Below are 11,880 nucleotides of genomic sequence, written 5' to 3'. Positions count from 1 at the left end.
ACCGTAGGTTTTTTTCGAAGCCATAAAACAAGGGAAGGGGTTTTGACCATGTTGGGTGTGATAGTTCGATTTGTGGTGTCAGCCGTGGTGCTGCTTCTGGTAAGCTACATCGTTCCCGGTCTGCGGGTGGCGGGCTTTGTCGGTGCGATTATCGCTGCCGTGGTAATTGCCGCTTTGGGCTGGGTGGTAGAGCTGGCTTTCGGACGGACGAAGATCTCGCGGGCGTGGCGGGGGGCCATTGGCTTCATCACGGCCGCTGTGGTTATTTACGTCAGCCAGTTTATCGTTCCCGGTTCGATTCGGGTGACCGTCGTCGGGGCGTTGCTGGCCTCGCTCGTGATCGGCATCGTAGATACGTTTGTTCCCACGGAACTCCGCTAAGACCGGCGCGGTGAAAGGGTGTTCCCGGGGGATCCCGGTGCGGTAAGAGCGTGTCCCCGGGGGATCCCGGCGGGCACGGTTCCCGGTTCTCAAGAAGACTTGTTCCTCATAGTGTAAGGGGAACAAGTCTTTTTTCTCAGTCAGATCCCCTAACCGCGACACGGCTTTCTTTTCCCCCAAGTCGAAAAATGTTATAATACGGGATGGATGACACGAGGGTGAAAGGAATTAAAACATGTCCGACACGAGTACACGCAATCTGGCCAGGGCGACCGCCTATATTATGGCGGCTTATCTGGCATCCCGTGTTCTTGGTTTTCTGCGCGAATCCCTGGTGGCCGATTTTTTCGGCAGAAAGGGTCTGACCGATGCTTATAACACGGCTTACATTCTTCCGGACCTCATCTACTGGCTCATGGTCGGCGGAGTTTTGAGCGCGGCCTTTATTCCGGTGCTCTCCGAATACATCGCTAAAGGGAAGCAAGAAGAAGGCTGGCGGGTTGTGAGCTCGGTGATCAACATCATCTTTCTGGCCCTGAGCTGCCTAATCATCTTGGGGCTCATTTTTACGCCCCAGTTCGTCCGGATGGAGGTTCCCGGTTTTCCTCCCGCAACCACGGTTTTGACGGTCCACGTTACCCGCATCCTTCTCATTCAGCCCTTGTTTATGGCCTTAAGCGGTTTGACCATGGGAATACTCAATGCGCATAAAGTCTTTTGGCCTTCTGCTTTGGGCACGGTCCTCTATAATGCCTGTATCATCGTTTTCGGCACCCTGTTTGTCAAAATGGGAGCGGGGATTTCCGGTTTCGCTTTCGGCGTAGTCATCGGGGCGGCGGCAAATTTTGCGGTGCAGGTTCCCGCCCTGCGCCGGCTGAATATGCGCTATTACCCCATCATTGACTGGCATCATCCGGGGGTGCGCCGGATTGCGGTTTTGGCGGTTCCGATCGTGCTCAGCTATTCTTTGAACCAGTTTCAAGTGCTTATCAATTCCCACCTGGGTTCCTCTTTGCCGGCGGGAAGCTTGACGGCTTTATGGCAGAGTTACCGGCTCTTTCAGCTCCCGGTGGGGATATTTGCCATGTCGGTGGCGGTGGCGGTGTTTCCGACCCTGACGGAGCAGGCGGCGATTGAACAATGGGACCAATTTCGCCGGACTTCCTCCGCGGCTGTCAGAACGGTGATTTTTATTACGATGCCGATCTCGATCGGTATGATGGTCTTGCGCTTTCCCCTAATCCGGGTTCTTTTTCAGCATGGGGCTTTTAAGGCCGCGGACACGGCGGCGACGGCTTTCCCGCTCTTGTTTTTCGGCTTCGGGATCGTAGCCCAATCTGTGATTCAAATCTTGCCTCGCATGTTCTACGCCCTGAAAGATACCTGGACTCCGGTGGTTCTGGGGGTTGTTTCCATGGCCGTGGATATTGTCATGATGATCGTGCTGGTGGGGCCGTTGCAACAAGGGGGCTTGGCTTTTGCCACCGCAATCTCGGCCATTGTGAACATGCTTTTGCTTCTGTACTGGCTGCGCCGCAAAGTGGGGACCATTGACGGGCGGCGTCTGGCAAGCACCGGCGGCAAGTCCCTGCTCGCCTCCCTGGTCATGGGGGGGATTGTCTGGGGCTGGAGCGCCTGGCTTTCCGGCCACCTCGGCTTTGGCACGATCGCCTCGATCCTGGTGCTTGTGAGCGGCAGCGCCCTTGGAGCGGTGGTTTTCGGGGTCCTGGCCAAGCTCATGCGCATGGAAGAGTTGACGCAGGTGATGGGGTTGGCGGAAAGACGACTGAAATTACGCGCGGCGCATTGAAACGGGCCCGGACGGCAGACGGGTCATACTTGGGCAATTTGCCGGATTTGGAGAAATGAGGGAGACGACTGTGGCACAGGCCTCGCACTATATCCGTAACTTTTCCATCATCGCGCACATAGACCATGGCAAGTCAACCTTGGCCGACCGCCTCATCGAATATACGGGTGCTTTGACGGCGCGGGAAATGTCCGAGCAAGTGCTGGACACGATGGACCTGGAGAGAGAACGGGGAATCACCATCAAGCTGCAAACCGTGCGTTTGCATTATAAAGCCAAAGACGGTCACCTCTACGAGCTTAACCTGATTGACACTCCGGGACATGTGGATTTCAACTACGAGGTTTCGCGGAGTCTCGCGGCTTGCGAAGGGGCCCTCTTGGTCGTGGACGCGGCTCAGGGAATCGAAGCCCAGACCATGGCTAACGTTTATTTGGCCTTGGAGAACAACCTGGAGATCGTGCCGGTGATTAACAAGATCGACCTGCCGAGCGCCGAACCCGAGCGGGTCAAGCAGGAAATCGAAGATGTCATCGGGCTCGATGCCGCGGGGGCGATTTTGGCTTCGGCCAAAACCGGTGCCGGGGTGGAGGAGATTCTGGAGGCCATCGTGGCCCGAATCCCGCCGCCGCAGGGGGATGACAGCACTTCGCTTAAAGCCCTTATTTTCGATTCCCATTTTGATGCCTATAAAGGGGCTATCTCCTACATTAGGGTGATGGAGGGGCGGGTGGCCAAAGGGACGCTAATCAAAATGATGGCGACGGGCAAGGTATTTGAGGTCACCGAAGTGGGCGTTTTCGCCCCCGCGATGCGCCTGGTCGATGAACTGAAGGCCGGCCAGGTCGGATTTTTGGCCGCGAGTGTTAAGAATGTGCGGGATACGCAGGTGGGGGATACCATCACCGAGGCGGAAAATCCGGCTCTCTTTGCGCTTCCCGGTTACCGGCGGGCCACTCCTATGGTGTATTGCGGACTATATCCGGTGGAGGCTGCCGATTACGGCCAATTGAAAGACGCCTTGGCCAAACTTCATCTGAATGATGCCAGTCTCGTCTTTGAACCGGAAACTTCAGTCGCTTTGGGTTTCGGTTTCCGCTGCGGTTTTCTCGGCCTGCTGCACATGGAAATCATCCAAGAACGCTTGGAGCGCGAGTATGATCTCGACTTAATTACGACCGCCCCGAGTGTGGTCTACCGGGTCAAACCCCTGCACGGGCAGGTTTTTGATGTCGACAACCCGACCAACCTGCCCCCGTCGGCCGAGATCGAGACGATTTCCGAGCCGGTGGTTAAAGCGACGATCATGGTTCCGGCGGAATATGTCGGGGCCATCATGGAACTCAACCAGGAAAAGCGCGGAACCTATCTCAATATGGAATATATTTCGGTCAGCCGGGTGAACCTCACGTATGAACTGCCGTTGAGCGAGATCGTCTTCGATTATTTTGACCAACTCAAATCCCGGACCAAAGGTTATGCCTCTTTGGATTATGTCTTGGCGGATTACCGGGAGGCCGATCTGGTTAAGCTGGACGTCTATCTCAATGAGGAACTCGTGGATGCTCTTTCTTTTATCGTGCACAGGGACAAAGCCTATGTGCGCGGGCGTAAGCTGGTCGAAAAACTGCGCGGAATTATTCCCAGGCAGCTGTTTGAAGTGCCAATCCAAGCGGTCGTCGGTTCCCGGGTCATCGCCCGGGAAACGGTGAAAGCCATGCGCAAGGATGTTTTGGCCAAATGCTACGGCGGTGACATCAGCCGCAAACGAAAACTCTTGGAGAAACAAAAAGAAGGGAAAAGACGCATGAAGCAGGTGGGAAACGTGGAGATTCCGCAGGATGCTTTCATGGCGGTGTTGGAGATCGACGACTAGGGCTGACCCTGGCTGACTCTAACGGAAGAGGGGGAAGCACTCCCGTTTGCAGAAGCGGGAATCTCATCCTTGCATGCTGCGGGGCTGATTCCAATGGGGCGGGGTTAAAGAAGATGAGGATGAGTTCATTGAGAAGGGATATCGCCGGTTTGGGGCCGGAGGGGGCCGAGGCGGACCGGCGGCCGGGCCTCTACGTGCATGTGCCTTTTTGCCTGCGGAAATGCGATTATTGTGCTTTTTACTCGTTGCCGGAGCCCGGATGGGGCTTGATTTCGGCCTACCTGCAAGGGTTGGCCGGAGAAGCCGAGTTGTGCTGCCAGGATGCCCCCGACGGGGTGTCTTCTCTTTTTATCGGCGGGGGGACCCCCACGGTGTTATCAGAAGAAGGCTTAAGCAAACTGCTCGGGATCCTCACCCGGAGCTTTCGCCCGGACGAAAACTGCGAGCAGAGTGTGGAAGCCAACCCGGGAACCTTGAACCGGGAAAAGCTGCGGATTTTGCGCCAAGCGGGGATTAATCGGCTTTCTCTGGGTGCGCAGTCTTTTTCCGATCTGCTTCTGAAGAGCCTGGGGCGGATCCACCGGGCGGGGGAAATCAGAGAGGGAGTGCGCCTGGCCCGGGACGCGGGGTTTTCCAATCTCAACCTGGATTTGATGTTCGGACTGCCCGGGCAGAGCCTCGGGCTGTGGCAGGAGACGTTGGCGGAGGCGGTGGCCCTGGCGCCGGAACATTTGTCACTCTATGCTCTGACGCCGGAGGAGGGAACCCCTTTGGCCCGGCGCTACTCCGACGGGACGGCGTGCGCCCCGTCGGCGCCGCTTCCCCCCCGTTCTCTGCCGCCGTTGCCGGACGATGAGCAGCAGGCGGAAATGTATGACTGGGCGGTGGAGTATCTGGCCGCAAGGGGCTACCTGCGTTATGAAGTGTCCAACTTTGCCCTGCCGGATAGAGAATGCCGGCATAACTCAGCGGTTTGGCGGGGTCGCGATTACCTCGGCCTCGGTCCGGGCGCAGTGTCGACTTTGCGCGGGGTACGAAGACGCAATCTTGAGAGTGTGAGAGATTATGCCGAACACCTCGCACAAGGCCGGAATCCGTGGGAACCGACGGGAGTGGAGGTCCTTTCGGCGCAGGAGCTGAGGAGCGAGCGCCTCATTTTGGGGCTCAGGCTCCGGGAAGGGGTCTGTCTCAGCGCTTTCCGCAGGGATTTTGGCGTGGATTTAAGGGATATTTATGGGGAAGTTTTGGCACGCTATCTTCGAATGGGTGTATTGATTCTGGGTGAGGATTCGCTCCGGCTTAAGCCCGCTTATACCTTTGTCGCCAACGCGGTTTTAAAGGACTTCGTCTAAGCGGAACCCCTCCTCCGAGCAAGGCAAAAATTCAACGCTTTTCGGGCATATGAGCCCCTTGACAAAGAAAATATGGCGTGGTAAGGTGATGACAAACGGAGTTAGCACTCATCTAACGAGAGTGCTAACAACCACCCGGGCGCTGCGACGGGCGCAAGGGCCGCCTCTTTGGGGCCCGTGAGCGCGCTAAGCGGCCGGCAAGCGGACGGGACGGAAAGGGCGCGGTCAGGTTGAAGGGGGCGAAGGCGGATGCAGATGGATGATCGCAAAAAGAGAATACTGCGGGCCATTGTTCAGGATTACATTGCTTCCGCTGAGCCTATCGGCTCGCGTACGATTGCACGCAAGTTCGACCTTGGCGTATCCCCGGCCACTATCCGCAATGAGATGTCGGATTTAGAAGAACTGGGTTTAATCGAGCAACCGCATACTTCGGCCGGGCGCATTCCTTCTGATGCCGGGTACAGGTATTACGTCGATTTTCTCATGGACCCTCCCTGCCTGGGTGACCAGGAAAAAGTGTTGATTGAGCGGGAGACGGCCAGGCGGATTCACGAAATTCAAGAAGTCATCAACCAAACGAGCAAGCTCCTCTCTCAGCTGACCAGTTTGACCAGTGTGATTATGGGGCCGCAGAACGGGAAAAGCCTTTTTAGCAAGATGTATTTTCTTCCGTATCAGCCCGGCCAGGCCATCATGGTGGTCGTGAAAGAGAATGGTGTGGTTGAGAACCATATTGTAGATATCGGCGAAGACGTGGAGGCTGAAGAACTCCAGAAAGTGGCCGATGTCTTAAACCGCAAAATGCAGGGGCATTCCCTGCACGACGTGCGCAAGAGCCTGCTGCATGAGATTTACAGTGAATTGTCCCGCCAGAGGCATCTTTTGGACAGTGCCTTGGCCATGCTTGAGCCGATCATCAACGAAGATGACAGTGATCATGACCACATTTATCTGGGCGGAGCGCTCAATATGCTCAACCAGCCCGAGTTTCGCGACTTGGATAAAGTCAAAGGCTTACTGAAAGCTCTGGAAGAAGACGGGCGGCTGAAAAAGTTGCTTTCCACAGAACAACATGGATTAAGGGTTAGTATTGGTGGGGAAAATAGATTGGAAGAGTTTCAGGATTGCAGCGTGATCTCGGCTTCCCTTCGTTATAACGGAGAGCTGTTCGGGGTTGTGGGCATACTGGGTCCGACCAGGATGGACTATGCCAAAGCGATGGCGATTGTAGACTACACGACCCGGAGACTGAACCGGATCCTGCGGAACCGGCGGGGACCGTGAGCGGAGGAGCGGGGATTGGGACAGGCAACATTTAGGAAGGAAAAGAGGGGAGCGACTCTGAAAGACGGGAGGCTCGACAGAGTGGATGCAGAGGACAGAGAAGCAAAGGAGACAGGCGATTTCTCTCGCGTGAAGGATGAGGCCGGCGGGGGCCAAGGAGCCGAAGCCGGGGGAAAAGAGCCCGGGGAACCCCGCCAAACCGCAGAGGAAAGCGGGGAGTCCGGCCGTGTTAAAGAAGAAAACGGAGAGCCGCGTCAAGCCGGCGCAGAAACCGAAGGAAGCCGGAGCAAAGAGAGTGCGGACGGAGGTGAAGCCGCGGGCGGCGGGGAGGCCGAAGTTCTGACTCCGGAAGAACAGCTGAGCCGGGCCGAGGGCCGGGCGAAGGATTATTATGCTCACTTGCAGCGTTTGCAGGCCGAATTTGACAACTACCGGAAGCGCACGGTGAAGGAAAAGGAGGAGACGGTCAAGTACGCGGCTGAAAGAATTGTGGCCTCTCTCCTGCCGGTGCTCGATAACTTTGAAAGGGCTGTCGCGGCCAGCCGGACCAACCGGGACTTTGACAGTTTTGCCCAAGGTGTGGAAATGATTTTCAGGCAAATGCAAGCGGTTCTCGTGAAAGAAGGACTCACAGAGATCAAAGCGGTGGGGGAAACATTTGACCCGAAACTGCACGAGGCCGTCATGCAGATTGATTCCGAAGACCATCCGGGCAACACGGTGGTTGAGGAATTGCAGAAGGGTTATTACCTTAAAGATAAAGTGCTGCGCCCGACCATGGTGAAAGTCTCGCGTTGAGCGGGATGCCGGGAAGTGTCTGAGGCGTTTAAGGAGGAAGAAAAATTATGGGCAAGATTATTGGGATTGACCTTGGTACGACTTTTTCATGTGTGGCGGTTATGGAAGGCGGAGAGGCCGTCGTCATCCCGAACGCGGAGGGTAACCGGACGACGCCCTCGGTCGTGGGCTTCTCGAAGACAGGTGAACGTTTGGTGGGCCAGGTGGCGAAGCGGCAGGCTGTCTCCAATCCTGACAGGACTGTCAGTTCGATCAAACGGCATATGGGTTCAGACTACAAAGTGACCATCGACGGCAAGAGTTACTCTCCTCAAGAGATCTCAGCTATGGTCCTGCAGAAACTGAAAGCGGATGCCGAAGCTTATCTGGGCCAAACGGTCACTCAGGCGGTCATCACGGTACCGGCTTACTTTACGGATGCCCAGCGCCAGGCCACAAAGGATGCGGGAACCATTGCCGGCATGGAGGTTTTGCGCATCATCAATGAACCGACGGCCGCGGCCCTGGCTTACGGTCTCGATAAACAGGAGGACCAAACGGTTTTGGTGTTTGACCTGGGGGGCGGTACATTTGACGTGTCCATCCTGGAATTGAGCCAGGGAATGGTAGAAGTGAAGGCTACCAGCGGCAACAACCGCTTGGGCGGTGACGACTTTGACCAACGCGTCATGGATTACATGGTGTCGGAGTTCAAGAAGAGCCATGCGGTGGATCTCGCGAAAGACAAAGTGGCCATGCAGCGTCTGAAGGAAGCGGCTGAGAAGGCCAAGATCGAACTTTCCGGCGTGACCACGACCAATGTCAACCTGCCGTTCATCACGATGACGGCGGAAGGTCCGCAGCATTTGGATATCAATATTTCCCGGGCCAAATTTGAAGAGTTGATTGCGGATTTGATTGAAGCCACCATGGGCCCGACCCGCCAGGCTTTACAGGACGCTAAGCTCTCCTGGCAGGATATTCACCAGGTCATTCTGGTCGGGGGCTCGACCCGGGTGCCCGCGGTACAAGAAGCCATCCGTAAAATGAGCGGCAAAGAACCGCACAAAGGGGTGAACCCGGACGAAGTGGTGGCCCTTGGGGCAGCGATCCAGGGCGGCGTTTTGGGCGGGGAAGTCAAGGACATCATTTTGGTGGACGTAACGCCCCTGTCCCTGGGCATCGAAACCATGGGCGGTATTTTCACCCGGATTATCGATCGTAACACGACGATTCCGACCACCAAATCGCAAATCTTTTCCACGGCGGCGGACAGCCAGACTTCAGTGGACGTGCATGTCCTTCAGGGTGAGCGGGAAATGGCCGCCTATAACAAGACTCTGGGCCGCTTCCAATTGTCGGGTATTCCGCCGGCACCGCGCGGCATTCCGCAAATTGAGGTCAAGTTTGACATCGACGCCAACGGCATTGTCCATGTTTCCGCCAAGGATATGGCCACAGGCAACGAGCAGAAAGTGACGATCACCTCTTCGACCGGTTTGTCGAAAGACGAGATTGAGCGCATGAAGAAAGACGCCGAATCTCATGCGGACGAAGACCGCAAACGTAAAGAGCTGATCGACGTCAAGAACCAAGCAGATTCATTGGTGTATCAAACGGAGAAGGCTCTCAAGGACTTTGAGGGCAAAGGGAATGCCGCCGAACTCGAGAGTGTCAAGAAAGCGTTGGAGGAATTGAAGAGTGTGGCGGCCGGCGAAGATCTCGAGGCTATTAAGGCGAAATCGGAAGCCGTGACGAAAGTTCTCTATCCCTTCATTGAGAAGATGTACCAGCAGCAGGGCGGACAACCCGGTGCCGGTACGGGAGCGGGTCCGGAACCCGGTGCGGGGGCTCAAGCACAACGGGATGACAATGTGGTGGATGCGGAATATACTGAGGTAGACTCGGATAAATAAGGACAGAGGCCGGAAGTCAGAAGTCAGAGGCCGGAAGTCAGAAACCGGAGACCGGGGGCCGGAAGCCGGAGTCGGCCCTGCGGTCAGCCTCGCGCGAGGATGCACCTCCGCCGGCAGAATCTCGTCAAAGTTAACGAGCGAGCGTTGACGTTTCCCTGCCTCCGCCGGCGGGGATGGCATGGATTGCCCACTTTTGAAAGTGGGCTTCTTGTCTGCACCGGACGAAAGGCAGAGTACAGGGAACCATTCCCGCTTGCAGAAGCGGGAGTCTCACGACCGGGTAAACTTGATTCGATGTGGAGAAGCCGAAGGAGTGCGCAGAATGCGTTTGAGCGAGTTCTCCCCAGTTCTCGAGGGGCTGCATAAGATGAGGCAGGAACTTGAGCGGGAATTAATGGCAAAGCGGACGCAGCCATTCACTTGTACGGATTAATATGCTAGAGTAGAGGACGGATTCGCGGGGGCGACTGAGGGGAGTGATGGCGGAAAACCATGAAACGGGATTATTACGAAGTGCTCGGACTCGGCAAAGGCGCCGGTGATGCGGAAATAAAGCAGGCGTACCGGAAACTGGCCCGGCAATACCATCCGGACGTGAATCCGGGCAATAAGGAAGCTGAAGAGAAATTCAAAGAAGCGACCGAAGCTTACGATGTCCTGAGCGATCCGGAGAAGAAAGCGCGCTATGACCAGTTTGGCCATGCGGGGGTGGACCCCAACGCCGGTGGGTTCGGTGGTTTCGGCGGAGGATTCGAAGGCGGTTTCGGTGATATTTTCGACATGTTTTTCGGCGGCGGGGGAGGCGGACGGCATGCCGGTCCGCAAAGGGGTGCCGACCTGCGTTATGACATGTCCCTGACATTTGAAGAAGCGGCCTTCGGAGTCGAGAAGGAGATTCAGATTCCCCGTCTGGAGACTTGTCCGGATTGTCAGGGTTCCGGGGCCGCGGCCGGCACACATCCCAGTACCTGCTCTCAGTGCCGGGGTACGGGGCAGGTGAAGACAGCCCAGCGCACACCCTTTGGCCAGTTCCAGACCGTGAGAACTTGCCCGGCCTGTCACGGAGAGGGTAAAATTGTCCTCTCTCCATGCAAGACCTGTGCCGGACAGGGGAAAATCCGCCGTGTCAAGACGGTGAACATCAATGTCCCGGCCGGTTCCGAAGACGGTCTGAACCTGCGCTTGAACGGAGACGGGGAGGCCGGGGCTAAAGGCGGGCCGCCGGGAGATCTTTATATCGTTTTGCATGTGAAACCGCACAAGTTTTTTGAGCGGCAAGGGAATGATGTTTATTGCGAAGTCCCCATCACCATGGTTCAGGCGGCCTTAGGCGCGGAGATCGAGGTGCCGACGCTGGACGGGAATGTGAAAATGAAGGTGCCGGAAGGCACGCAGACTTCCAGCGTCTTCCGGCTGAGGGGGCACGGGATTCCTTACCGGCGCGGCAACGGGCGCGGGGACCAACATGTGCAGGTGCTCGTGACGGTGCCGACCAAACTCAACGAGAAACAGAAGGAACTCCTGCGCGAATTTGCCGAATCCGCCTCGGAACAGCAACAGATGGGGAAGAAGTCTTTCTTCGATAAGGTGAAAGAGAATCTGCGCGATGCCATGGGTTAAATCCGATTGCGAGGAGCAGAGCATATGGACTGGCGCGAAGTGGCGGTAACGGTTTCCTCCGCGGGGGAAGAAGCTGTTGCCGACCTTTTTTACCAAGTAGGCTGCCCCGGGGTGAGTGTGGAAGATCCGGAACTTCTGCAAAGCTACATCGAGTCCGGGGTTTGGGATTATCACGTTTTCGGCGAAGTGAGCTTAACCGGAACCGCGGTGGTCACCGGGTATCTGCCGGAGAGTCCGGATCTGCCCGAGAAACTCGCCGCCCTGGAGCGAGGGGTTCGGGGGCTTTTAGAACGTTTCCCGGATTGGGTCATTCAGGTGAAAGGGACGACGGTCAAAGAGGAAGAGTGGGCTACTGCTTGGAAAGCCTACTTCAAACCGATTCACATCGGCGGGCGTTTTTTGATCAAGCCCGCTTGGGAGAAAGCCGAGCCGAAACCGGAAGAAGCGGTGGTTGAAATCGATCCCGGGATGGCTTTCGGTACCGGGACTCATCCCACGACTAGCCTCTGCCTGGAAGCATTGGCGGAGGTCGTCTGTCCCGGTGCGGAAGTGTTTGACTTGGGCACAGGTTCCGGGATTCTGGCCATTGCCGCCGCGAAGTTGGGGGCAAAAGTTCGGGCCGTGGACCTGGATCCGGTGGCAGTGCGGGTAGCGGCCGCAAATGTGGCTCTCAACGAAGTGACTGCTCAGGTGAGCGTGCTTCGGGGTGATTTGGGCGCCGCCTTGAAGGGAGGGGCCGATTTGGTTGTCGCCAACATTATTGCCGACGTCATTTTGGATCTGCTCCCGGATCTGCCTCGGCTGTTGAGGGCCGGCGGGCAATTCATTGCTTCGGGCATTATCGAACAGCGTGCCGCCGAG

Annotated in this window: 9 protein-coding genes; all 9 read left to right on the top strand. The window is 56.6% G+C overall.

Features of this window, described 5'->3' with window-relative positions:
- Positions 1-48: 48 nt before the first annotated feature.
- Complete coding sequence (locus tag MNU25_RS00045; protein WP_047830716.1) at positions 49-381, top strand: phage holin family protein; 333 nt, start codon at positions 49-51, stop codon at positions 379-381.
- 235 nt (positions 382-616) lie between these two features.
- Complete coding sequence (gene murJ / locus MNU25_RS00040) at positions 617-2,191, top strand: murein biosynthesis integral membrane protein MurJ (protein WP_240983206.1); 1,575 nt, start codon at positions 617-619, stop codon at positions 2,189-2,191.
- A 70-nt stretch (positions 2,192-2,261) separates the two neighbouring features.
- Positions 2,262-4,067 (top strand): translation elongation factor 4, encoded by a 1,806-nt coding sequence (gene lepA / locus MNU25_RS00035; protein WP_277350707.1) that lies wholly within the window; start codon positions 2,262-2,264, stop codon positions 4,065-4,067.
- Between the two features lie 119 nt (positions 4,068-4,186).
- Positions 4,187-5,419, top strand: coding sequence for a radical SAM family heme chaperone HemW (gene hemW / locus MNU25_RS00030; RefSeq protein WP_240983204.1), 1,233 nt, complete (start codon positions 4,187-4,189; stop codon positions 5,417-5,419).
- A gap of 249 nt (positions 5,420-5,668) precedes the next feature.
- Positions 5,669-6,706, top strand: a complete 1,038-nt coding sequence (hrcA, locus tag MNU25_RS00025) for a heat-inducible transcriptional repressor HrcA (RefSeq protein WP_240983203.1) — start codon at positions 5,669-5,671, stop codon at positions 6,704-6,706.
- A 129-nt stretch (positions 6,707-6,835) separates the two neighbouring features.
- Positions 6,836-7,504, top strand: a complete 669-nt coding sequence (grpE, locus tag MNU25_RS00020; protein ID WP_372503583.1) for a nucleotide exchange factor GrpE — start codon at positions 6,836-6,838, stop codon at positions 7,502-7,504.
- Positions 7,505-7,551: 47 nt separating this feature from the next.
- Positions 7,552-9,399, top strand: coding sequence for a molecular chaperone DnaK (gene dnaK / locus MNU25_RS00015; protein ID WP_240983202.1), 1,848 nt, complete (start codon positions 7,552-7,554; stop codon positions 9,397-9,399).
- A 492-nt stretch (positions 9,400-9,891) separates the two neighbouring features.
- Positions 9,892-11,019, top strand: a complete 1,128-nt coding sequence (gene dnaJ, locus MNU25_RS00010; protein WP_240983201.1) for a molecular chaperone DnaJ — start codon at positions 9,892-9,894, stop codon at positions 11,017-11,019.
- 24 nt (positions 11,020-11,043) lie between these two features.
- Positions 11,044-11,880, top strand: an 837-nt coding sequence (gene prmA, locus MNU25_RS00005; RefSeq protein WP_240983200.1) for a 50S ribosomal protein L11 methyltransferase, incomplete at its 3' end; no start/stop codon positions are given.

Source organism: Acididesulfobacillus acetoxydans, assembly GCF_902729405.1.
Classification (GTDB): domain Bacteria; phylum Bacillota; class Desulfitobacteriia; order Desulfitobacteriales; family Desulfitobacteriaceae; genus Acididesulfobacillus; species Acididesulfobacillus acetoxydans.
This window is presented reverse-complemented; position numbering and strand designations above follow the sequence as displayed.